Genomic DNA, 22,080 nt, shown 5'->3' on the forward strand with positions numbered 1-22,080 from the left:
CACGCACATCAATCCCGAGGAGCAGCCCCAATGTCCACGTTCTTGTACCGCCTCGGCCGCGGCTGCTACGGCAGGCCCTGGCCATTCATCGTGGGGTGGGTGTTGGTGCTGGCTACAGTGGTGGCTGCGTTGGTGTTCAACGGGGTGAAGGTGACCTCGGAGATGAAGATCGACAACACGGAGGCCCAACAGGTCCTGGACCGCGTCGCCGCGGAGCTACCGCAGGCTTCGGGCGGCCAGGCCAGCGTGGTGTTCACCGTCCCGGACGGTGAACGGTTGGAGACACCGGAGAGGATGACCGCGCTCGCCGAGACCGTGCGGAAGGTCTACGAGTTGGAGCAGGTCGTCAACCCGGCTGACTTGAGCCAGGGCCAGGGTCAGCCGTCGGCCGGACCGGAAGCCGCCCCACCGGGGAACGCGCAGGGTGCTGCTGACTCGCAGCCTCAGCAAGCCGATGGGCCAGACCCGGCACCGCCGCCGTATCGGCCGCTGGTCCTGGATGGGGCGCCGGTGCCGGGTGTGCTGGTCTCGACCCGGGCGCCGGTGGCGCTGTTCCAGTTCCAGTTCACCGTGCCGTCCACGTCCCTGACAAACGAGCAGGTCTCTGCGGTGTTGGAGGTGGTCGAGGATGCCGAGCAGGGAACCGGTCTGCAGGTACTGCCCAGCGACTCGTTGAAGGCGATCGAGATCCCAGTCGGCGCCGCCGAGGTGGTCGGGCTCGCGGTCGCGGCCGTGGTCCTCGTCCTCACACTCGGCTCGCTCATCGCCGCCGGCCTCCCCTTGGTCACCGCCTTGGTCGGCGTCGGGGTGGGCGTGGGGACGGCCTTCGCCTTGTCGACGTCGGTGGAGATGAACACCGCCACCCCGGTCCTGGCGTTGATGATCGGCCTCGCCGTGGGTATCGACTATGCGTTGTTCGTGGTCAACCGGCAGCGGCGACTGATCATCGACCGCGGCCTGGACGCCCGCGAGGCAGCTGGCCGGGCCGTTGGGACCGCGGGCAGCGCCGTGCTGTTCGCCGGTCTCACTGTGCTCGTGGCGCTGGTCGCGCTCACCGTCATCGGCATCTCGATGCTCACCACCATGGCCCTGGTCGCCGCGGCCACGGTCCTGCTCGCCGTCCTCATCGCCCTTAGCCTGTTGCCAGCCCTACTTGGGCTGATCGGAGAGCGGATCGTCTCCGCCAAGACTCGGGCCAAGGGACACAGCCAACGAGGGGATGGCCAGGGCGCCCACTCTGTGGCGGACCGGTGGGTCAAAGCGGTGCTGCGGTTCCGCTGGCCGGTGATCCTCGGTGTGGTCGCGGTCCTGGGCATGGGAGCTGCCCCCGCAGCAAGCATGGACCTGGGATTGCCGACGGGCGCGACCGCGAACACCGACACGGCCGCCCGGCAGAGCTACGAGCTGGTCACCCTGGGGTTCGGAGAGGGGTTCAACGGGCCGTTGCTGGTGACCGTGGAGTCCTCCAAGGGCGCTGCCGTGGACGCCCAGACCCTGGGGGCGGTCACGCAGCGATTACAGCAGCGCGATGAGGTGGTGGCCGCGGTACCTGTGGGAACCAGTCAGGACGGGCAGATGGCGGTGCTCAGCGTCATCCCCACCTCGGGCCCCGATGACGAGGCCACCGCCGACCTCGTCAAGGCCCTTCGTTCACCCAGCTCGGCTGTCGCGCAGGAGTATGACGTCGAGGTGGGTGTCACCGGCTTCACCGCGATTGGCATCGACATGTCCGACCGACTCGCCGAAATCGTCCCGCTCTACCTGGCCATAATCGTCGGCCTGTCGCTGCTGATTCTGCTGGTGGTCTTCCGGTCACTCGTCGTACCGATCCAAGCCACGCTCGGTTTCCTACTCAGTATCCTGGCCACCTTTGGGGTGACCACCGCGGTGTTCTCTTGGGGGTGGCTCGGCTGGCTGGTGGGGATCGACACCGGCGGGCCGTTGTTCAGCTTCATCCCGGTCATCGTTACCGGGATCCTCTACGGGTTGGCGATGGACTACCAGGTCTTTCTGGTCTCCTCGATGCGCGAGTCCCACGTTCATGGCCACCACGGCGAAGCCGGCGTGGTGCACGGCTTCGACCAGGCCAGCCGAGTCGTCGTCGCCGCCGCGGTCATCATGGTCTCAGTGTTCGCCGGTTTCATCTTCAGCCACGACGTCATGATCAAGCAGATCGGGTTCGCGCTCGCGGCCGGCATCCTTATCGACGCCTTCTTGGTGCGCATCACGTTGACTCCGGCGCTGATGGCACTGTTCGGCGACAAGGCTTGGTGGCTACCGCGCTGGCTGGACCGGCTCCTGCCCGACCTCGATGTCGAGGGTGACCGGCTCCTGCGCATGCTCACCGACCATCAGGACAGCGAGGCGACGCCACGTAACGAGTCCATCGGCAAGTAGTGGGCCCGCGCTCCCAGCCAGCACGAGAGTGCACTCAGGGCGCGCGCACGAGGGGCTGGTTAGCACCACCGTCAGCCGTCAGCCGTCAGCGGTACCAGCGGCCAACCTCACCATGTGTGGATGCATGTCCACTCCCCGCCGTCAGGGAGAGCGCTCGCCGACCGCGTTAGGCAGACGCTCGCTGTGGGACGTCATCTCCGCCCGCTCGCACGCTTATCGAGGCGGCCGCGGTCGGCGGTGGCCCCGGGGCACCCTCGGCCGCCTGCCCCGGTGAAGTTCGTTCACCGGGGCAGGGCACTGAAGTCGCAGGAACTCCTCGACCTCGCGCAGGCCGCGCGCGACATCTCTGTCGACCCGGCTCGCTCGTCGTTGCTCTCGCCGCGCAATCCAGTCACGATCCCATTGCTGCCAGGCGCGGTAGCCCCCGCACCCGATCAGCCAGCAACTCCCAAAGGCGACCATTCCGCCATAGATCCACCACACCGTATGCCACACGGCGTCCGAGAGCAGGTCCGCCAATGGCCGCCAGACAGGCCCGAAGTACATGGGTCACCCCCGCCGGACGCGGACGGGTCGAGAGGAGCGCCCGGATCCCCGTAAGCCTACATGCAGGCGCGCATGCATGTAAGCCCCCGACGGGTGAGGAGGCCCCTCGCCTAGGTGGGGCTATCCCAGGGTGCCCGCCGGCGAGTTCCTCCGCGCAGGCAGAGCGCGGCGGGCTGGCTCGGGTGGAACGCTGGGCCAGGCTGGGCCGGGCTGGGCGGCCCGGCCGGGAGGCGCCGGCTCCCTTGCGATTCCCTGAGGGGCCGGGCCTCTTGTCGAGATTCTGGGCGCCTGCGGCCGGCGCGGATAACGATGCCGTGGAGTCGGTCGACTATCCGGGTTGGTGCTTGGGCCGGTGGTGCTCTGGTTGTCGCGACCGGGCGCTCGGGAAGAGACCGGTGTTGCTGCGATCTGCAGCGGACGCCAAACCAAGATGATTGACTCGAGAAGTCGCGAGCGAGGGCAGTCAGGTGACCACCGACGTCGCGGCAGACCTGGCGACGGTTCTTCAAGGCGCCGGAAGGGCACGGGGCTGGGGATCAGTGTGAACGTACGCCGTCGAGGACCAGGGTCGTCACCGCGCTCGCGAGGCGCTCCTGGTCCAGGTCCTGGGCGCTCACGAGGTAGGACAGGGCGCTGATGGTGACCGCACCGAAGACCGCCATCGCGACCGACCCCGGGTCGGGCACCTGACGCAGCGAGCCGTCAACTACGCCGTCTTCGATCAGCGACTGCACTGGCTGGTAGTAAGCCGAATGGATCATTGCTGCGATCTCAGGAATCCGGCCGGCCCGACCGAGCTCGCCCACCAAGGCCCGGCAGACCGCCGGTTGCTCGGCCATCACCCGCAGCTGGGCCCGGATAACCTCGGCTAGCCGGGCCGCTGCGGATCCCTCCGACTCAACCGCGATGGCCACTTCGTCGGCGACGCGATCCAGGGCGTCGCGGAACAAGAACGCGAGGATCTGCTCCTTGCCAGCGAAGTAGTAGTACAGCGTCGCCTTGGGGATGGTGGTGGCAGCCGCGATGTCTTCCATCTTCGTCTGGTCGACACCGTGCTCGGCGAACAGCTCGGCCGCAGCACTCAACTTGACGGCAGTGTGACTGGGAACAGTTCGCATCGAAGCCCTCCAGAGTGATTGGACTGAGAGACTAGATCGGCTGCGGCAACCTCCGGTTGCGACGGTGCACGGTGAGCCCTGGGAGGCGGGCGAGGCGCAGGTTCTGTTGGCGCGATTGTGCCTCGCATCGGAGCTGGGGCTTAGTCACTAGGCTGCGTCGTGGTGCCCTGAGCAAAATGCTCCGCGCCGACTTTGACGAAGACAGCCGTCGAAGAGACGACAGCGCTACCGCCCGGCCCGATCCCGCTGGCGGTGAGGAACAGCTTGCGTCCGTCTCGGCGGGCCACGTCGGCTCTCAGGTGGTACGTCGTTCCGATGAGTACCGGCGCCAGGTATTCGATCGTCAGCTGGCGGGTGACCGCCGGCCCGCCCTCGAGGAACAGCAAGCAGCCGTAAAGGTCGTCGACAACGGTAGCGACCGCGCCGCCATGGACAATGCCGGGCGCACCTACGTGGCGGGCGTCGAACTCATGCCATGCCTCGACGCCGTCGCCCTCTCGAACGGCCCGGAGATGATGCCCGTGGGGGTTGTGCGGCCCGCACCCCAGGCAGTGGTCGTGGTGGACCGGCAGTTCGGCGCCGTCGGGGTAGCCAACGAACTTCTCCGACCACATAGCCAGCAGCGTATGCATGTCAGCCACGCGGGGCTCCCTGCAGACGCAGTGCCCAGGCAGTGAGAGCCTCCGCCTGCCGAGGGCCTGGATGGGGAGTCAACAGTCCGCTGACTCCTCTTCCGAGGAGGAGGTCGAGGGTGAGCCGGATCTCTGTGGGGTCCGCGGTGACGTAGGTGCGGCAGATCTTGGCCAACTCGGCGTTGACGCGGTCTTCGGCCGGAACGAGATGGTCCCGCAGGGCCTGATGCGCCCGAGCGGCAACCCACAACTCCAGGCTCGCGGCGTACAGGGGCCCAGAGAGCGCCTCCGCCAGCAACCGTAGAGCCGTCTCGCGCTGCTCTGCGCCCCCTACACCTTGGGCTCCGGTGGAAGGGGGCCCAAGCAGCTCCATCTGCTCTCGGACGCGGCGTAGGCGCTCCTGCGCCAAGTGCTCGACGGCGGAGACGACCAACTGGTCGCGGGTTCCGAAGTGGTGCAACTGTGCACCACGTGAGAGGCCCGCCCGGGCCGCGACCGCGGCACTGGTGGTTCCCGCATATCCGAGTTCCGCGAGGCATGACACGGTGGCATCGAGCAGCGCTCGCCGTGTTGACGCCGAGCGCTCCTCTTGCCTTCTCACGTGGACGGGCATGCTCAGAGACTACATGCGTGCACGAACGCACGTAGCTGCGCGGTACTTGGGCCGGCGGGTAGCGGGTGGATGTGGCACGCCTGTCAGTTCTGCAAGGTCGATGGCCGATGCGGCTGTCGGGCGGTGTCTTGGCGGGCGCCGCGTGTCCGGGCGTCCACCTCCACAGCGGCCCCGACTGTGCGCAGAGTGTGCTTCCGCCCCTCGGCGAAAACCTCCGCGTGGTCTGCCCATGGAGGGCCTCAGATGTCACACTCGCTGGGTGGTCACAAGGAATCAGGCGGTGTGGGTGGCCCCCGAGGGGGACGGCGATTGGCTCGAAGCCACAGTCCTAGAACTGGGCACAACGGTTGCACTCGTGCGACTTGCCGACGCCTTACATAGTGAGTGGGTGCCGCTCACCCGTGTCGTCGACAGCCCACCCGGCCCATGAGTGGTCCAACGAGCTGGCCGCATTGCGGGGAGGCGGGGCACGCTCAACTCGACCGCCGAAAGGTGCTGGGTGTTGCCCAGACCCGTGCCAGGGCGCCCCTGCATCGCCGACTCCCCAGGCCCGGCTTTGCAGGCAAAACTCGGTTGAGGTGAGCTGCGCGATGCAGACGCGGTCAGCAGGATAGAGGTCAGCTCGGCGGATGGGGCTCGAAGCGGAGGCCCCTGCTGCGGATCGTCGTGATCAGGTGCGGGTGACGAGGATCGTCACCCAGCTTGCGGCGCAGCCAGCCCAGGTGGACATCGATGGTCTTGGAGGAGGTCCAAAACGTGGTGCCCCAGACATCGCGCATGAGCTCCTCGCGGGTGACGATGTCCCCGGCGCGAGATGAGCGCGTGAAGAAGGTCGAACTCCTTGCGGGAGAGTTCTACCTCCTCGCGACCGCGCCACACGCGTCGGCTCTCGGGGTCCAGCCGGAGGTCCTGCACCTCGATCACGACTCCATGGTAGGGCAGCCGTCGACCCGTCTGGTCGGAGAAAGCGAGAACCGCTGGTGGCAACACGCTGCCACCAGTCCCGTGCCCCCAGGTGTGTCGCCGCTCTTTGGCTTCTAGCGGCCAGCGGCCCGTCTGACCCTCGACAGCATGCGGCTGGCTCGATTCCCGAAGGACCGTGGGGAGTCATCGGAAGCCTGCCCTCCGGCAGACGTCCCTACGCGGCCGGTCAGCCGCCAGATGTCGGGGCGGAGTCGACGTCGTCGATCCACCCCAGCCCGGCGACCGCGGTGGGGAACCCACAGGTCGTCACCGCCAGCATCGCCACCGCCCGCAACTCATCCGCGCTGGCGCCCAGTGCGAGGGCCTTGCGGGTGTTCGACCTGACGGCCCCCTCCGACTGGGCTCCCACAGCAAGGGCGAGCTTCAGTAGTCGGACAGTTCGATCGTCGAAAGGTGTCGCACTTGCCATCTCTTGCGCCAGCGTGTCCTGGGCGCTCGCCACACCCGGGTAGCGCTCTCTGAACTCCTGATAGATGCCGGGCAAGTACTCCGCATGGTCCACCAAGACGCTCGCCTCTCCTCGTTGCCACTTGTTGCGTTCTTCCTGTGCAGCCGACAGAGCCACCAGGGGGGCGTCGCCCCTCACGCGCATCCGTTCCGCAACGCAGACTACTCGGGGCCGGTGTCGAAGGGCGGGCACTTCGGAGGGCGACTCGGGACCAAGGTCCATATCGCCGGCGCCCTCCTGCGCGGACTGTGGGATGGAGTGCCGGCGAGGCCGGCCACGGCGGACCGGAGGCGGGTATGGCAAAACCGACGTTGATCGAACGGGAGCGGACCTACGACCGGTTCGCACCACACCTTGTCCCACAGCCACACTGGCGGGGACCGCATGCGCTGTGGTTCTGGGCCATGGGGCTGGGGGCGGGCACCTTCATGGTGCGTCACGCGTTCTCGCTCGCCGACACCGGAACCGTGCTGGGACTGTCCCTGCTCGACGTCGTGGGCCTAGTCCTGGTTGGGATCGGCGGACTGATCTTGATCCTGGACCTGGGCAGGCCGGAACGGGTGCTAAAGGCGTTGAAACGCCCTGACCGGTCGTGGATCGCGCGGGGGGCGCTCGCTGACTTCGTCTTCCTGATCATCGGCGCGCTCTATCTGCTCCCCGGCTGGTTCGGGGCGTTGCCCTGGACGGACGAACCATTCCTGGAAGCAAACCTGACGGCTCAGGTGATGATCGCCATCTCCTTCGCCGCAGCGGCCGTGATCATAGCCTATCCCGGCATGGTGCTCTATGAGTCGATCTCGATCCGCCTGTGGCACTCGGCGCTGGTGCCGGCGCAGTTCATCGCTCATGCGCTGACCTCTTCACTGGGGTTGACGCTGTTCGTCCTCGCCGTCAACGGACGGCTGGAGGACGTGCGGACCGAGCTCGGTGTCGGCTTCCTTGTCGGCCTGGTGGCCACGCTGGGGATCACCCACATGTACGTCCTCGATCGTGCGCACGAGCACACTCCTGCGGCTCGGGCCGGACTGCACCGCTTGCTGCGGGGTGGGATGGCCGCCCACTTCTGGACCAGCGTGCTGATTGGGTTCGGCGTGCCTGTCGTCCTCACCCTCATCGCTTTCGCCGCTACGGCAGCAGGTCCTGCCCTGCTTGCCATCGGTGGCGCCCTCAGCGTGGCCGGCAGCCTGCAGTTCCGCTATGCCCAGCTGTGCGCTGGCGTCAAGGTCAGCCCTCTCGGCTGAACCGGCATCCCTCGATCCCCCCACAACATCGGAGTTGTTCCCATGGCACTGACAGCACCTCTGCCGCTGTTGCCCGCAGAAGGCGAGCAGGTCTTCGCCTCCGCGTGCACCCCCAACTGCTGGATGAACTGCCGCCTCTACGCGCACGTGCGAGACGGCAAGCTCGTCGAGACCACCGCGGCACCGTTCCCCGACTCCCGCTACAACCGTATTTGCCTGCGCGGGCTGAGCCACCCGCAGCGGGTATACGGCACCGACCGCATCACGACGCCGCTGCGCCGGGCCGGGAAGCGTGGGGAGAACCTGTGGGAGGAGATCTCTTGGGAGGAGGCGCTCGACGAGATCGCGGCCAAGCTCACCGGCGTGCGCGAGCGCTATGGTGACAAGGCGGTCTGCTTCGCGCCGCTGTCCGGGAGTTATGCACTCATCAACGGGGCGCTTGCCGGTGCGGCGCACCGCATGGCCAACGTGCTGGGGGCGACCCTCGCGGCCGACTCGATCGACCTCGGCCTAGCCACCGGCGAGACTCAGGTGGCGGCCAACCTGGCCAGCGGCATGGCCGCCTGGATGCTAGCCCATCAGCCCGAGGACATCGCCAATGCCCGGACCATCATCGCGTGGGGCACCAACGTCACCGAGTCCCAGGTGCACAACTGGCACTTCTTCGCCGACGCCCTCGACAACGGTGCCAAGCTCATCGTGATCGATCCACGGTTCTCCGAGGCAGCCAGCAAGGCCGACATCTGGGTGCGGCCTCGACCGGGGTCGGACAGCGCCCTGGCCATGTCGATGGTCAACACCGTCATCGAGGAACGGCTCTACGATGAGACCTACCTGCGCGCGCACACGGTGGCGACCTACCTGGTGCGTGAGGACAACGGGCTGTTCCTGCGGGCCAGCGACTTGGACCCGACCGCGGAACCCGTTGTGCTCGCCCTTGACCCGAGCACCGGTGTGCCCGTCCCGGCCGACCCCAACACGGCGACGACGGCGATCTTCGGCACCTACCAGGTACAGACGCCCCAGGGGGCGGTCACGGTTCGGCCCGCCTTCCAGCTCCTTGCCGACGCCGCAGCCGAGCACAGCCCGGAGGCGATGTGGGACGTCACCGACGTCGAGCCCGCGCTTGTGCGTGAGGTCGCCCGCCGCTACGCCACCGCCGGGCCGTCGTTCATCTACTCCGGCATGGGTATCGACCGCTGGGACAACGCCGACCTAGTCGGCCGCGGCATCGCCACGCTGGGTGTCATCAGCGGGCAGATCGGCAAGCCGGGGGCCACACCGTTCGGCTCGCTGATGGGCGGAACCGCGATTAGCATCATCTTCACCCCCGGGGTGCTCGATGAGTGGACCATGCCGACCGGCAACCACACGGCCAAGCTCAACTACCTGTTGCTCTACGACGCCGTCGCCAAGGGGGTAACCCAGCAGTGGGTCCCCGCCGACCCCAGCAACCCCTTCGCCGGGCCACGGTCGAGCACACCTGAACCGGTGGACTGGCCCGTCAAGGCGCTCATTTTCAACTGCTCGAACTTCGTGAGCAACTTCCCCAACCAGAACCGCATCCGAAACGAGATGCTCTCGGAGGAGAACGTCGAGCTGGTCGTCAGCATGGAGATGGTCATGAACGACACGGCGCGGATGGCCGACATCGTGCTGCCGGTGACGAGCTGGTTCGAGAACGACGACCTCTGCGCAGGCATGCACCCCTTCCTCATGCGTCAGCAGAAGGCCATCGCCAACGTCGGACAGGCCCGCTCGGACTACGAGATCTTCGGCGCGCTGGCCCAGCGGCTCGGCGTCGGTCAATACTTCTCCGAGAGCCCGACGGTGTGGATCGACCGGATCGTCGACAACATTGCCACGGCTCTGCAGCGGCCCGAGGTCGCCGAAGAGTTCCGCCGCGACGGCGTCGCCCGGCTCTTTGACTCTGGCTACATCCCGTTGAGCGACGGCGGGTTCATGACTCCCTCGGGGAAGGCGGAGTTCTACGCCGAGGGAGTCATCGTCAACTACCCCGAGTCCATGCCCTCATTGCGGATCCCGGTGACCCACGGCGTCGACCCGCTGCCGCACTTCGAGCCGCCTTTCGAAGCGTGGCGGGACAACCCGAAGTTCGCCAAGTACCCGTTGGTGCTCAATCAGCGACACTCTCGGTTCCGGGTACACAGCACCTACTACGAGGTGCCCGTCCTGCGCGAGATGGACCCCGAGCCGTTGGTCGAGCTCAACGATCGCGAGATGGCCGCCCGGGGCCTGGTCGACGGCGACGTGGTCAAGGTGTTCAACGACCGGGGCGAGGCTTACCTCAAGGTGCGCACCAACAACGCGTTCCCCGACTCCACGTGCAACATCAACAAGGGCTGGCAACGTCACCAATTCCTCGCCGGCGGTTACCAGGAGCTGACCCACGAACAGGCCAACGTCCGCCACTACAGCTGCTCGTTCTTCGATGTCCTGGTCGAGGCGGTCAAGGCCGACGCGGCCGCCATCCCGGTCATGCCAGAAGCCCAGCGGCGCGGCGCCCCGACCCTCGTGAAGGAGAAGTGACGATGTCCAAGGCGAAGACCCAGAATGGGGCACGGCCCCGCCGGTGGGGCATGGTGATCGACCTCAACCGCTGCATCGGATGCCAGACGTGTTCGGTGGCCTGCAAGATAAAGAACAACCTCCCCGAAGGGACCTGGTGGAACCGGGTGCTCACGGTCGAGGGAGACGAGATCGACCAGGTCGGAGGCACCGTCGAGCACCCCACCCTGTCGTTCCTGCCCATGGCATGTCAGCACTGTGAGGACCCGGCGTGCCTGCCGGTGTGTCCTACCGGCGCTACCTACAAGCGCGAAGACGGCATTGTCGCGATCCACACTGAGGACTGCATCGGTTGCCGCTCGTGCATCCAAGCCTGTCCCTACGGGGTTCGTGTCTTCAACGAGAAGCCGGCCAAACGCCCCACCGACCATGCGCTCGGCTCCTCGGCGGTCACCTCGGGAGTGCGCGGCACAGTCGAGAAGTGTGACTTCTGCATGGACCGCATCGACGCCGGCGCCCTTCCGATGTGCATCGAGACGTGCCCTGCGCGGGCACGCTTCGTCGGTGATCTCAACGACCCCGACTCGGAGGTCTCCCGGCTCATCCGCGAGCAGGGCGCCCAACAGCTGCAGCCGGAGATGGGCACCAACCCCAGCGTCTACTACATCCCCGTCCAGCGGCGCAACGTGCACCGGACAGGGCTCGACTCGATCGCCGTCGAGCCCAGCACGGTGGCTGTGGGGCCCTCCTAGTGCCGCACCGCCGGGGGGGCAGCTACGGAGTTCTCAGGCGCAAGTCACCTGCCTGTCTGGGGTCGGCGGCAGGTTCGATACGGCAAGGGCCGGGCGTCCACGCAGTCAGGACCGTTCCCGCCCCTCATCGCTCCGTCCTCCCGTGAAGGGGGACACCGTTCGGCCGATCCAGGCGGGACACGACGACGCCGCCGACCGGAGGACGGTCGCCGAGGCGCTCGTCCGCCGGCCATGGACAATGCCCGCGGAGGTGACAGTCGGCGGGGCGCGGGCCGCTTTCGCCGACGAGCATGTTCACATGCTCCTCCTCACCCGAGGGCCCAGTCTGCTGGGCACGCTGGTGCGCGAGGACCTCGAGGCGGACGTTGACGACGGCGCGCTGGCGCTGCCGCTTGCGACCCTGACCAACCGCACCGTCGCCCCAGACGTCCCGCTTGAGGACGTGCGCCGGTGGCTGGTAGCCAGAGGCGAGCGGCGGCTCGCTGTCGTAGAGGAGGACCGGACGCTGCTGGGCTTGTTGTGCCTCAAGCGTCGGCAGACCGGCTTCTGTTCCGACGGGGACGTGGCCGCCAGGGCCGCTGAACGGCATGCGACCGGCACTCTGTCGCGTGCCGCGCTCCCTCAGGACGCCCTCGCCTGAACGTGCTCATCGCCGGCGAACAGCCGGCGGGTGGTTGGTCCACTCACCAGGTCGCGGAGAGGCCGCCGTCGACCACGAGGGTCTGTCCGGTCATGAACGCCGACCCGGGACCCGACAGGAAGACGGCGGCGGCCGTCATATCGGCCGGGACCCCCCAACGTCGGACAGGGGTACGCCGCACGACGCGCTGCTGGAACCGCTCGTCGGAGTGCAGGTCGCTGACCAGGTCGGTTTCCACCCAACCCGGGCACAAGGTGTTGACGGTGACCCCGCTGCGACCGAGCTCAGCCGCCAGTGAGCTCGAACGCGGGATTCGATCTCATTCTCGGCGTCCCGGGTGCGTGGTCGAGCCCGCGGCTGCCGGACGTGCCCACGCTGGCCGCGCAGTACGAAGCCGCAGGCGGCGTCAGCCTCGCCCACTGGGACTTCCACCTGGCGCTGGCGTACTACAAGATCGCCGTCGTCTCCGCGGGCATCGACCACCGGATGCGTGCCGCGGGCGACCCTGGCCAGGCTCACGACTCGCCTGGGGACGCGGTGGAACGCGTACCTGGAGCTTGCCCGCCGAGCACTCGGGCGCCCGTGAGCATCGACATACCGGCGCGCGACCTGACGCTGTTCGCGCCAGCCAGGCTCAGCGTTGCGCGGTCTGAGCCGTCGCTTGACGAGCTCCGTCCCCGTCACCTCAACGTTAGAGATGGTTTCACATGAACAAGTCCACCACCATGGAACGGGTGGCGATCGTGACCGGTGCGGACATCGCCCGCCGACTGGCCTCCGACGGACTCGCTGTCGCGGTGGCCGACCGCGACGAGCCGGCGTGTCAGGCCGTGGTCGAGGAGATCGAGGCGGCAGGCGGTCGGGGCCTGGCGGTCCGCGTCGACGTCAGCGACGAGCAGGCCGTCCAGGACGGCGTCGAGCAGATCGTCACGCAGTTGGGGGAGCCGACGGTCCTGGTGAACAACGCCGGGATCATCCGAGACAACCTGCTCTTCCGCATGACCGTCGAGGAGTGGGACGCCGTGACCAACATGAAGCACTTCTCGAGAATCCGCCGTGACCCAGGCATGGACGCAGCGCTCAACGCACGCGAGGAGAAGAGCTGATGGATTTCGGGCTTGACTCACGGACCGAGGAACTCCAGACCGAACTGCTTGACTTCATGCGGGTACACGTATATCCGTCCGAGGCCGTGTTCGCCGAGCAGTTGGCGGACCTCGGGAACCGGTGGGCGTGGGACTCGGCGCCGATCATGGGCGACCTACGCGCCGAGGCCCGCAGGCGCGGACTGTGGAACCTCTTCCTTCCCGGGGACGAAGGCGCCGGACTCACCAATGTGCAGTATGCCGTGCTAGCCGAGATCTCAGGTCGCAGCCCACACCTTGCACCACCGGCGATGAACTGTGCCGCTCCGGACACCGGCAATATGGAGCTCTTGTCGATGTGTGGCAACCAGGAGCAGAAGGAGCAGTGGCTTCGACCGCTGCTCGCCGGTGAGATCCGATCGTCGTTCGCGATGACCGAGCCATCGGTCGCTTCCTCCGACGCCACCAACATCGCCACCAGCATCGTCCGCGACGGCGACGACTACGTCATCAACGGGCGGAAGTGGTGGATCACGGGCGCGATGAACCCCAACGCGAAGATCTTCATTGTGATGGGCAAGACCGACGCGGCCGCCGAGCGGCACCGGCAGCAGTCCATGATCCTCGTCGAGCGAGACACGCCGGGCCTCGAGATCCACCGCGCCCTGACTGTCCTTGGGTACGACGACCACGATCACGGCGGCCATGCTGAGCTTTCGTTTGACGATGTGCGGGTGCCGGTCGGGAACCTGGTGGGTAGTGAAGGCGATGGGTTCGCCACGGCTCAGAAGCGCCTGGGGCCCGGCCGAATCCACCACTGCATGCGGTCGATCGGCGTCGCCGAGCGCGCCATCGAGCTTATGTGCGCCCGCGCGGACGGCCGCATCGCCTTCGGTAAACCGCTGTCGGATCAAGGCACGGTCCGCGACTGGATCGCCGAGTGCCGACTGCGCGTGGAGCAGTTGCGGCTGCTGGTCCTCAAGACGGCGTGGTTGATCGACACCGCCGGCGTCAAGGCCTCTCACGCCGAGATCCAAGCCATCAAGGTCGCCACCCCGCTCACGGTCGAGTGGATCCTGGACAAGGCGATCCAGGTGCACGGAGCCGGTGGGCTGTCGCAGGACTTTCCCCTCGCTGCGATGTACGCCTCGATCCGGACGCTCCGATTCGCCGACGGACCAGACGAGGTCCACAAGAACGGGCTCGCCCGAGCAGAGCTCCGCCGTCAAGCGGCTATACGTGCTGGCTAGGCCTGGCTAGGCCCCGGCATGCAAACCAGACAGTGCCTACCGACGCGAATGTCGCGTGCCGGTTCTGATGGAGGCGACTGGGTCCTCCGGTCCGAGAGTTAGGAGCGAGCGTCGCCCGGTCGCAATCGTCGCCCGGCCTGTCACTACTGGGCCTTGGCAGGTGTCGGGAGTGACCGGGCGATGATCTCCTTCATGATCTCGGTGGTGCCGGCATAGATCTGGCTGATCCGCAGGTCGGTCCACGCGCGAGCGATCGGATACTCCTCCATGTAGCCGTAGCCGCCGTGGAGCTGCAGGCACGTGTCAGCGACTTGCTGAGCGCGTTCCGAGGCCCAGTACTTCGCCATCGCGGCGGTCGGGATGTCCAGCTGGCCCTTGACGTGCAGGTCGAGACACTCGTCGATGAAGGCGCGGGTGACGCGGGCCTCGGTGGCGACCTCGGCGAGCTTGAACTTGGTGTTCTGGAATCCGAAGATCGGCTTGCCGAACGCCTCGCGCGTGAGCGTGTACTGATGCGTCACATCCAGCATCAAGTCCATCGACGCGGCGCAGCTTACGGCGACGATAAGCCGCTCCTGGGGCAGCTGCATCATGAGCTGGATAAAGCCCTGACCCTCCTCGGTGCCGAGCAGATTGCCGGCAGGCACGCGTACGTCATCGAAGAACAGCTCGCAGGTGTCCTGGCCCTTCAGGCCGATCTTGTCCAGCACCCGACCGCGCCGAAAACCCTCGGAGCTGCTCGGCACGATGACCAGTGAGACGCCGGCAGCGGCCTGATCGGGGGTGGTCTTGCAGGCGACCAGCACCATGTCGGCGTGGTAGCCGTTGGTGATGAATGTCTTGGCGCCGTTGACGACGTAGTCGTCGCCTTCTCGGACTGCCTTGGTCTTGATTCCCTGGAGGTCGGAACCGGTGCCGGGCTCGGTCATCGCGATGGCGGTCACGACCTCGCCGGAGGCCATCTTGGGCAGCCACTGCTGCTTCTGCTCCTCGGTGCCGTAGTGCAGCAGGTAGTGCGCGACGATGCCGCTGTGCAGCGCTGCTCCCCAGCTGCTGTCACCGATGCGAGCCTGCTCCTCGATGAGGATCGCCTCGTGGAAGAACGTGCCGCCGCCCCCGCCGTACTCCTCCGGGATCGACGTACACAACAGGCCCAGCTCGCCGGCGCGGGTCCACAGCTCGCGGTCGACGCGCTTCTGGTCGATGAACCGCTCGATGTTGGGCTTGATCTCCTTCTCGCAGAACGTGCGGGCGAGCTGGCGGAAGTCGTCGAGATCCTGGGTCATCCAGGGCGAACGGCGGCCGGGCATGGGTCCTCCAGAGCTAGTGGGTACCGGGTACAACCTGTACCGCAGGCTACGGGTACGTCCTGTACCCGCGCCAGCCCTGTGGGTTAGGTTGCGGTCGTGGATCTCGCGAGGTGGGTGGACACGGCCGTGGTGCGCCGGTCCACTGCGCACGACTCCCATCGAGCTCCGCGGCGCGAACAGATAGTGGTGGCGGCGGCTGACGCGATCGAGGAGTACGGCGCCGGGGTCGGCACCGCTCAGATCGCCGAACGCGCGGGCGTGGCGCGGCCCCACGTCTACCGCCACTTCGACAGCAAAGAGGATCTCGCCGGCGAGGTGCTGCGGTTCGCGGCGGACCAGCTCATCGACGCCGTTCGGCCCGCGATGCAGGTCAGTGGCACCGCCCCTGCCATCATCCGGGGTGTGATCGGGGCTGCACTCGGGTGGGCGGCCGAGCATCCGAACCTCTATCGCTTCATGGCAGTGCGCCAGCAGAACAAGGAGACGCATCGGGCCAGGCTGGGGCGCACGCGGTTCCTGGGGGAGGTGGTGGCCGCCGCGTCGGCGTACCTGCGCACCCCCGAGGTCGAGGTCGACCTTCCGGACGGGGTCATGGCCGGGCTGATGGGTATGGTCGATGCCGGGATCATCTGGTGGCTCGACCACCACGACGAGTCGCAGGACGAGGTCGTTGCGCGGATCGCGCACCAGGTGTGGTTGATTCTGCGCGATCTCGCTGACAGCGTCGGGCTCGGCATCGACGATCACAGTTACTTGAGTGTCCGATGAGGACCGCTCCAGTGTGTGGACGGCGCGCACCGTGCGCAGCCGCGTGGGTAGAGGAGGCCGAAGCATGGACGTCGAAGTCGGGAAGGCCGACGACCGCCTGGCGGCGGCGATGACGCCGACGGCGGGACCGCACCTCGAGGCGACCTTCTTCCTCGATCATGACAGCGCTGCGGTGCGCGACTTCACCGAGCAGGTGGTTCCCGGCGCATCGAGCCCGCGTGAGCGAGCGTCCCTGCTGTTCGCTGCGGTCCGGGACAGGGTCTGGTACGACCCCTACTCGGTGTCCCGAGACCCTGCGCACTACCGGGCCAGCTACGTGCTCGAGGCGGGCCGCGCCTACTGCGTTCCCAAGGCGGTGCTGCTGACCGCGGTGCTGCGGGCCGTGGGCATCCCTGCCCGGCTGGGCTTCGCCGACGTCCGCAACCACCTCCAGACCGACACCTTGCGGGCCGTCATGGGTGGCACGGACCTGTTCGTGTACCACGGGTACTGCAGCGTCCACCTCGACGGCCGATGGTTGAAGGCGACGCCGGCCTTCAATGTCGAGCTGTGCGAGCGCTTCGACGTGCCCCCGGTGGACTTCGACGGACAGAGCGACGCGCTCATGCACGCCTTCACCTCCGACGGCACCCGGCACATGGAGTACGTGCGGGACCACGGCAGCTTCGACGACCTCCCGTTGGACCGGATCCTGACGGCCCTCGACCAGACCTACGGCCGCATGGCCCCCGGCGTCGGGGTTGCCGACGACGCCTTCATTGCTCCTGCCGACACCGGGGAGGCCACCGAGCATGCACCCGTGGACCCGTCAGGGAGCTCGGACTGAGCACTCTCGCCTCAACGGTGCTCGTGCTCACCTCGGAAGTGGCTCGGTGAGCTGCCGGTCCATCTCTTGAAGGCGTGCGAGAAGTTGGTGAGATCGCTGTAGCCGAGCTCGTTGGCGACATCGCTGACCGACGTGGAGGGGTCGAGAAGCCGCTTCCTGGCGCGTTCGACCATCGACTGCTGTAGCAGCTCGCGGAAACTGGTTCCCTCAGCGGCGAGGCGGCGCTTGAGGGTGCTCGAGGACATCGAGAACTCATCCGCGACTGACTGGATCGTCCTCACTTCTGGCCTTTGGTCCAAGAGCTCGCGCACTCTGCGGGTGGAGTCCGGGGTGCCGGCCCGACGTTCGAGCGCCTGCTGGAGGTTGGTGATGGCGACGTCGTAGGCAAGTGGGTCGGGGAAGCGGCAGGCCGTGTGCAGCGTCCGTGCAGGGACATGCAGGTAGGACAGGGCGGCGTCGAAGATGAGCCGCGCCCCTGGCCAGGCCTGTCGAGCCCCGCTGCTTGGCGCCGGCCAGCGACTATGCATGGTCACCTCGGACGCGTCGCCGACCAGTCGGTCGATCAACCGGATGAGGGCGAGTCCGCAATAGGTCTCGACTAGACAGTCCAGGGCGGGGTCTGCTGCGTTCCCGGTAAGCCGTATCGTCAGGTCGTCGCGCTGGGGATCGGACACGGTGGTGACGGCCTCCGTGATCACGGGAAGATAGGTCAACAGCTGCACGACCTCCGCGACGGTTCCTGCACTGACCAGCGGCACGCTCAACGGCCCAAAGGACGTGAGTTGTGCCTGTTCTGCACAGGCGATCCCCAGCTGCGTTGCCTGTTCGGCATCGAGGTCGGGGTAGACCTCGCGAAACCACCGCAGCGGTGCCTGCGCTTGGGTCTGGATGAGAGCCAGCTCACCGGTTCCCTCGCGCGCCATGATGGCGCGGAACTGCTCCGCGGCGTCCGGATCGATCGCTGAACTGCTCAGCAGCTGCACGAAGGCAAGGGCTGGGACTCCTGGCTCGTCTCTCCACACAGCGATCCTCACGAGATCCGATCTCACAACAGGATGACACGGCTAAACATGGCCCCGAGCGATGTCAACGACAATCATGAAGGAAATGTCCGCCTCGTAGTCAATACTGAGGGAGTTGTAGATGGCAGTCGTAACCTTCGTGTCGCACGACGGGGAGAAGCATGAGGCGTCCATCGATGAGGGCTACTCGCTGATGCAGGTCGCGAAGAACAACGCCATCCGGGCATCGATGGTGACTGCGGCGGAGAGGCCGCCTGCGGCACCTGCCACGTGATCGTCGATTCCGCCTGGGTCGGCGAGGTCGGCCCCTCCGGTCCGGAGGAGGAGGAGATGCTGTCGATGAACCCCGAGCGGCAGCCGACATCTCGGCTGTCGTGCCAAGTCAAGGTCTGCGAGTCCTTGGACGGCTTGACCGTGCATTTGCCCGAGTCCCAGTGGTAGCAGGAGGTGTTGGCGAGATGAAGATCCCTGAAGCAGTGACGACGAAGGTCGAGGCGGCCATCCCGTTGGATCGACGGGTCCAGGCCGCACACCTCTACGACAAGGGGCGACGGTGGCTCACCGGCACGAACGGGCAGAAGATGTTCGTGGAACGTCCGATCCCGCCGGTCGAGGAAGTCGCCCTCGAAGACATCGACCTCAGCAACCCGTTCCTCTACCGACAGGGGCGTTGGGTCTCCTACTTCAAGCGCCTACGCGACGAGGCCCCTGTCCACTACCAGCCCAACAGTCCGTTCGGGCCGTTCTGGTCGGTCACGCGTCACGCCGACATCATCGCGGTGGACGAGAACCACGAGGTCTTCTCCGCCGAGCCTCTCATCGTCATCGGGACACCCCCGCGGTTCATGGACATCGCCATGTTCATCGCTATGGACCCGCCCAAGCACGACGTTCAGCGGCGCGCCGTCCAAGGTGTCGTCGCACCGAAGAACCTGCGCGAAATGGAGGGCCTCATCCGGGAGCGCGTCAGGGACGTCCTGGACAACCTGCCCGTCAACGAGCCGTTCGACTGGGTGAGCACGGTGTCGATCGAGCTGACCGCCCGCATGCTGGCGACGTTGCTGGACTTCCCCTTCGAGCAGCGGCACAAGCTGGTTGAGTGGTCGAACCTGGCCACCTCGATGGAGCAGGCCAACGGCGGCCCCTCCGACAACGACGAGCTGTTCCGCGGCATGGTCGACATGGCGCGTGGACTCACCGCGCTGTGGCACGACAAGGCCGCCCGCCTCGCGGCCGGCGAAGAGCCCGGGTTCGACTTGATCACGATGCTGCAGCGCGACGAGAGCACGAAGGACCTGATCAAGCGACCGATGGAGTTCGCCGGGAACCTGATCCTGCTCATCGTTGGGGGCAATGACACGACCCGCAACTCGATGAGTGGTGGGGTTCTCGCGCTCAACCAGTTCCCCGACCAGTTCGAGAAGCTGAAGGCCAATCCCGACCTGATCCCGAACATGGTCTCGGAGATCATCCGCTGGCAGACCCCCCTTGCCTACATGCGCCGGATTGCCAAGACCGACACTCTGCTGAACGGCCAGTTCATCCGCAAGGGCGACAAGGTGGTCATGTGGTACGCGTCCGGCAACCGCGACGAGACGGTGTTCGAGCGACCGGACGAGCTGATTATCGACCGGCCCAACGCCCGCAACCACATTGCTTTCGGCTTCGGCGTGCATCGGTGCATGGGCAACCGGTTGGCCGAGCTGCAGCTACGGATCCTCTGGGAGGAGCTGCTCCCGCGCTTCGAGAGGATCGATGTGGTCGGGGAGCCGGAGTACGTGCAGTCCAACTTCGTTCGCGGCATCAGCAAGCTGATGGTCGAGCTCATCCCCAAGGGCGCCGGATGAGCTCGGAGCGCGCGGTGGTGGTCGGCGCCAGCCATGCCGGGGTGCAGCTGGTCACCAGCCTCCGCCAGGAGGGCTGGTCCGGTGAGATCGTGCTGGTCGGTGACGAGTCGGCGCTGCCCTACCAAAGGCCTCCGTTGTCGAAGGCATATCTGGCCGGGAAGTGCTCGCTGAAGGAGCTGGCCATCCGGTCGGAGGACTTCTACGTCAAGCGGGACGTCGAGCGCGTGACTGCCAGCGTGCAGGAGATCGACCGGTCGGCGGGCGAGCTCGTGCTCGGCACCGGCGACCGCTTGGCCTACGACGCTCTTGCTCTTTGCACGGGAGCGCACCCCCGACGTCTCCGCGCCGAGGGTGCCGGCCTCGACGGGGTGCACTACCTGCGTCGGTCGTCGGACGTGGAGCGGATCCGCGAGGATGCCACTCCTGCGGGCCGCGCCGTCATCGTCGGTGGTGGCTACATCGGTCTCGAGACCGCCGCCTCGTTGCGCGCGCTCGGTCTCGACGTCACGGTGCTGGAGGCCGCAGACCGGGTCCTCAAACGGGTCACCGCCCCTGAGGTGTCGGCCTTCTTCACGCGAATCCACCAAGAAGAGGGCGTCGACGTGAGGACGAACGCCTCGGTCGAGGCCCTGGTCGGCGACACCCGCCTGCGAGAGGTGGTCCTGGCCAGCGGCGAATCGGTCCGAGCCGATTTTGTGATCGTCGGGATCGGTATCGAGCCGAACACGGGGTTGGCCGCGGCAGCCGGGCTGGCCGTGGACAACGGGATCCTAATCGACGCACAGGCGCGCACCAGCGATCCCACCATCGTGGCCGCCGGGGACTGTACGTCGCAGGACATCCCCCGCTACGGACGACGGATCAGGGTGGAGTCGGTCCCGAGTGCAGTGGAGCAGGCCAAGGTGGCAGCGGCGACCATCTGTGGAAAGGACAAAGAGGTGGCGGCGCTCCCGTGGTTCTGGTCGGACCAGTATGACCTCAAGCTCCAGATTGCGGGACTCAATACCGGCTATGACGGCATCGTCTTGAGCGGTGACCCGACCCGTGACCGCGACTTCACCTGCTACTACCTTCGGAAGGGCGAGCTGAGAGCCGCTGACTGTGTCAACCGTCCTCGGGACTTCATGACCACCAAGCGCATGCTCAGCCAGGGGATCGCGGTCGACATGGCCGCCCTGACAGCGGAGGTGGCGGTGTGAGAAGCCGCAGTAACCGCTGGTCGTGGTCACCATCGAGCCATTGCCCGCCGAGGTGAGCAAGGATGGCTTGGAGGTCGACGGTCTGGACGGCGATGAGAGTGCTGCCTCTCGTTCCGGACTTGCGTGACTCGCGTCCGTCCGCGGGCGTCAGACGCGTCCCCAGAGACGCCCGCGGGCCTGCATGGTGGCTGGCGTTGCTCGTCTGCAAACCGCTACTGCTGCTGGTCAGGAGAGCGGACTGGCGTGGTACCGAACGCCTGCCCGGGTTGGGAGGCGCGGTGCTGGCGGCCAACCATGTCTCCCAGGCCGACCCGCTGTTCCTGGGGGAGATGATTCTCGCCCAGGGCCGGACCCCCCGGTTCATGGCCAAGGCGAGCCTTTTTCAGAGTAGAGCAGTCGGCTGGTGGTTCCGGTCGGCCGGCCACGTCGAGGTCGATCGGTCCGACGGCCGGTGTGGGATCCGTGCCGCGGTCGAAGCCGTGGAGCGTGGCGCTCTTGTCGTCGTGTATCCGGAAGGATCGATCACGAAGCGACCGGATGGGCGTCTGATGTCGCTCAGGTCGGGTGCTGTTCGCATCGCGCTGGAGACGTCGGCTCCATTGATTCCCGTTGCTCAATGGGGCGTGCAGGCGATCGTGCCAGCCTACGAAGGGAGGGTGGTGCTGGGCCGCCGCCGTCGTCGGGTCACCCTGCTGGTCGGGGAGCCGGTGCCACTCGAGGACCTCCGAGAGTTGCCGAGGGCGACGGCAGTGACTGTAGGGGTGCAGAGACTTCAGGACACCCTCGCCGCCATGGTCGACCAACTGGCCGACGAGCACGCTAGTTAGCGTGCGGGCGTGTCCAGGTCAGTAACGCGAGTCGGTCGCCAGACAG

Annotated in this window: 21 protein-coding genes and 1 pseudogene; 14 read left to right on the forward strand and 8 right to left on the reverse strand. The window is 66.9% G+C overall.

Going from position 1 to position 22,080, the window contains the following annotated elements:
• Positions 1-30 precede the first annotated feature (30 nt).
• Positions 31-2,397, forward strand: coding sequence for an MMPL family transporter (locus QQZ14_RS08410; RefSeq protein ID WP_121256564.1), 2,367 nt, complete (start codon positions 31-33; stop codon positions 2,395-2,397).
• Positions 2,398-3,479: 1,082 nt separating this feature from the next.
• Here QQZ14_RS08410 and QQZ14_RS08415 read toward each other — a convergent pair.
• The 5 genes from QQZ14_RS08415 to QQZ14_RS08435 form a co-directional block, all read right to left on the reverse strand.
• Positions 3,480-4,028 (reverse strand): TetR/AcrR family transcriptional regulator, encoded by a 549-nt coding sequence (locus QQZ14_RS08415; RefSeq protein ID WP_240641441.1) that lies wholly within the window; start codon positions 4,026-4,028, stop codon positions 3,480-3,482.
• A 173-nt stretch (positions 4,029-4,201) separates the two neighbouring features.
• Positions 4,202-4,693, reverse strand: coding sequence for a PaaI family thioesterase (locus QQZ14_RS08420; protein WP_121256614.1), 492 nt, complete (start codon positions 4,691-4,693; stop codon positions 4,202-4,204).
• A 1-nt stretch (position 4,694) separates the two neighbouring features.
• Complete coding sequence (locus QQZ14_RS08425) at positions 4,695-5,306, reverse strand: TetR/AcrR family transcriptional regulator (RefSeq protein ID WP_121256568.1); 612 nt, start codon at positions 5,304-5,306, stop codon at positions 4,695-4,697.
• A gap of 617 nt (positions 5,307-5,923) precedes the next feature.
• A complete protein-coding gene (locus QQZ14_RS08430; RefSeq protein ID WP_284533814.1) occupies positions 5,924-6,085 on the reverse strand; it encodes a winged helix-turn-helix domain-containing protein in 162 nt (53 codons plus the stop codon).
• Between the two features lie 371 nt (positions 6,086-6,456).
• Entirely contained in the window at positions 6,457-6,855 is a 399-nt protein-coding gene (locus tag QQZ14_RS08435) for a carboxymuconolactone decarboxylase family protein (RefSeq protein WP_284533815.1), read from the reverse strand.
• Between the two features lie 179 nt (positions 6,856-7,034).
• On the opposite strand from QQZ14_RS08435, the gene QQZ14_RS08440 reads away from it, so the two are divergent.
• The 4 genes from QQZ14_RS08440 (at position 7,035) to QQZ14_RS08455 (ending at position 11,900) form a co-directional block, all read left to right on the forward strand.
• Positions 7,035-7,979, forward strand: coding sequence for a DmsC/YnfH family molybdoenzyme membrane anchor subunit (locus QQZ14_RS08440; protein ID WP_284533816.1), 945 nt, complete (start codon positions 7,035-7,037; stop codon positions 7,977-7,979).
• A gap of 42 nt (positions 7,980-8,021) precedes the next feature.
• Positions 8,022-10,529, forward strand: a complete 2,508-nt coding sequence (locus QQZ14_RS08445; RefSeq protein ID WP_284533817.1) for a molybdopterin-containing oxidoreductase family protein — start codon at positions 8,022-8,024, stop codon at positions 10,527-10,529.
• Between the two features lie 2 nt (positions 10,530-10,531).
• Positions 10,532-11,260, forward strand: a complete 729-nt coding sequence (gene dsrO / locus QQZ14_RS08450) for a sulfate reduction electron transfer complex DsrMKJOP subunit DsrO (protein ID WP_121256580.1) — start codon at positions 10,532-10,534, stop codon at positions 11,258-11,260.
• Positions 11,261-11,402: 142 nt separating this feature from the next.
• Positions 11,403-11,900, forward strand: a complete 498-nt coding sequence (locus tag QQZ14_RS08455; RefSeq protein ID WP_121256582.1) for a CBS domain-containing protein — start codon at positions 11,403-11,405, stop codon at positions 11,898-11,900.
• Positions 11,901-11,943: 43 nt separating this feature from the next.
• Here the strand turns inward: QQZ14_RS08455 and QQZ14_RS08460 are convergent, their stop codons facing one another.
• Positions 11,944-12,213, reverse strand: a complete 270-nt coding sequence (locus tag QQZ14_RS08460; RefSeq protein ID WP_121256584.1) for an SDR family oxidoreductase — start codon at positions 12,211-12,213, stop codon at positions 11,944-11,946.
• A gap of 394 nt (positions 12,214-12,607) precedes the next feature.
• Between QQZ14_RS08460 and QQZ14_RS08465 the strand changes: the two genes are divergently transcribed.
• Both QQZ14_RS08465 and QQZ14_RS08470 read left to right on the forward strand, forming a co-directional pair.
• Positions 12,608-13,006: an SDR family NAD(P)-dependent oxidoreductase gene (locus QQZ14_RS08465; protein WP_284533818.1), complete on the forward strand. Its 399-nt coding sequence runs from the start codon at positions 12,608-12,610 to the stop codon at positions 13,004-13,006.
• Positions 13,006-14,235 (forward strand): acyl-CoA dehydrogenase family protein, encoded by a 1,230-nt coding sequence (locus QQZ14_RS08470; RefSeq protein WP_284533819.1) that lies wholly within the window; start codon positions 13,006-13,008, stop codon positions 14,233-14,235. The genes QQZ14_RS08465 and QQZ14_RS08470 overlap by 1 nt, the downstream gene beginning before the upstream one ends.
• A 143-nt stretch (positions 14,236-14,378) precedes the next feature.
• Here QQZ14_RS08470 and QQZ14_RS08475 read toward each other — a convergent pair whose 3' ends face one another.
• Entirely contained in the window at positions 14,379-15,545 is a 1,167-nt protein-coding gene (locus QQZ14_RS08475; protein ID WP_121258965.1) for an acyl-CoA dehydrogenase family protein, read from the reverse strand.
• A gap of 96 nt (positions 15,546-15,641) precedes the next feature.
• Between QQZ14_RS08475 and QQZ14_RS08480 the strand changes: the two genes are divergently transcribed.
• Positions 15,642-16,313 carry a TetR/AcrR family transcriptional regulator gene (locus QQZ14_RS08480; protein ID WP_284533820.1) on the forward strand — a complete coding sequence of 224 codons (672 nt, stop codon included), beginning with the start codon at positions 15,642-15,644 and terminating at the stop codon, positions 16,311-16,313.
• 64 nt (positions 16,314-16,377) lie between these two features.
• On the forward strand, positions 16,378-17,139 hold the full coding sequence (locus tag QQZ14_RS08485; protein WP_284533821.1) for a transglutaminase-like domain-containing protein: 762 nt from the start codon (positions 16,378-16,380) through the stop codon (positions 17,137-17,139).
• An 11-nt stretch (positions 17,140-17,150) separates the two neighbouring features.
• Here QQZ14_RS08485 and QQZ14_RS08490 read toward each other — a convergent pair whose 3' ends face one another.
• Positions 17,151-18,122 (reverse strand): AraC family transcriptional regulator, encoded by a 972-nt coding sequence (locus tag QQZ14_RS08490; protein ID WP_284533822.1) that lies wholly within the window; start codon positions 18,120-18,122, stop codon positions 17,151-17,153.
• Positions 18,123-18,282: 160 nt separating this feature from the next.
• On the opposite strand from QQZ14_RS08490, the gene QQZ14_RS08495 reads away from it, so the two are divergent.
• The 5 genes and pseudogenes from QQZ14_RS08495 to QQZ14_RS08515 all read left to right on the forward strand — a co-directional run bounded on the left by QQZ14_RS08495 (position 18,283) and on the right by QQZ14_RS08515 (position 22,034).
• Positions 18,283-18,435 (forward strand): hypothetical protein, encoded by a 153-nt coding sequence (locus tag QQZ14_RS08495; protein ID WP_284533823.1) that lies wholly within the window; start codon positions 18,283-18,285, stop codon positions 18,433-18,435.
• Positions 18,387-18,602, forward strand: a complete 216-nt coding sequence (locus QQZ14_RS08500; RefSeq protein WP_284533843.1) for a 2Fe-2S iron-sulfur cluster-binding protein — start codon at positions 18,387-18,389, stop codon at positions 18,600-18,602. The genes QQZ14_RS08495 and QQZ14_RS08500 overlap by 49 nt, the downstream gene beginning before the upstream one ends.
• Positions 18,603-18,619: 17 nt before the next feature.
• Positions 18,620-19,999: pseudogene (locus QQZ14_RS08505) on the forward strand (cytochrome P450); the annotation flags it as partial.
• A gap of 5 nt (positions 20,000-20,004) precedes the next feature.
• Positions 20,005-21,207, forward strand: a complete 1,203-nt coding sequence (locus QQZ14_RS08510) for an NAD(P)/FAD-dependent oxidoreductase (RefSeq protein WP_284533825.1) — start codon at positions 20,005-20,007, stop codon at positions 21,205-21,207.
• Positions 21,208-21,401: 194 nt separating this feature from the next.
• Positions 21,402-22,034, forward strand: coding sequence for a lysophospholipid acyltransferase family protein (locus QQZ14_RS08515; protein ID WP_284533844.1), 633 nt, complete (start codon positions 21,402-21,404; stop codon positions 22,032-22,034).
• Positions 22,035-22,080: the final 46 nt, after the last annotated feature.

Origin of the sequence: Nocardioides sp. T2.26MG-1 (genome assembly GCF_950101795.1) — a bacterium.
Lineage (GTDB): Bacteria > Actinomycetota > Actinomycetes > Propionibacteriales > Nocardioidaceae > Nocardioides.

Bases quoted from the DNA above. Each gene is read 5' to 3' on its own strand.
- QQZ14_RS08470 (WP_284533819.1), top strand. From the start codon at position 13,006: ATGGATTTCGGGCTTGACTCACGGACCGAGGAACTCCAGACCGAACTG.
- QQZ14_RS08420 (WP_121256614.1), bottom strand. From the start codon at position 4,693: ATGCATACGCTGCTGGCTATGTGGTCGGAGAAGTTCGTTGGCTACCCC.
- QQZ14_RS08465 (WP_284533818.1), top strand. From the start codon at position 12,608: ATGAACAAGTCCACCACCATGGAACGGGTGGCGATCGTGACCGGTGCG.
- QQZ14_RS08510 (WP_284533825.1), top strand. From the start codon at position 20,005: ATGAGCTCGGAGCGCGCGGTGGTGGTCGGCGCCAGCCATGCCGGGGTG.
- dsrO (WP_121256580.1), top strand. From the start codon at position 10,532: ATGTCCAAGGCGAAGACCCAGAATGGGGCACGGCCCCGCCGGTGGGGC.
- QQZ14_RS08495 (WP_284533823.1), top strand. From the start codon at position 18,283: ATGGCAGTCGTAACCTTCGTGTCGCACGACGGGGAGAAGCATGAGGCG.
- QQZ14_RS08445 (WP_284533817.1), top strand. From the start codon at position 8,022: ATGGCACTGACAGCACCTCTGCCGCTGTTGCCCGCAGAAGGCGAGCAG.
- QQZ14_RS08410 (WP_121256564.1), top strand. From the start codon at position 31: ATGTCCACGTTCTTGTACCGCCTCGGCCGCGGCTGCTACGGCAGGCCC.
- QQZ14_RS08475 (WP_121258965.1), bottom strand. From the start codon at position 15,545: ATGCCCGGCCGCCGTTCGCCCTGGATGACCCAGGATCTCGACGACTTC.
- QQZ14_RS08425 (WP_121256568.1), bottom strand. From the start codon at position 5,306: ATGCCCGTCCACGTGAGAAGGCAAGAGGAGCGCTCGGCGTCAACACGG.
- QQZ14_RS08485 (WP_284533821.1), top strand. From the start codon at position 16,378: ATGGACGTCGAAGTCGGGAAGGCCGACGACCGCCTGGCGGCGGCGATG.
- QQZ14_RS08440 (WP_284533816.1), top strand. From the start codon at position 7,035: ATGGCAAAACCGACGTTGATCGAACGGGAGCGGACCTACGACCGGTTC.
- QQZ14_RS08430 (WP_284533814.1), bottom strand. From the start codon at position 6,085: ATGCGCGATGTCTGGGGCACCACGTTTTGGACCTCCTCCAAGACCATC.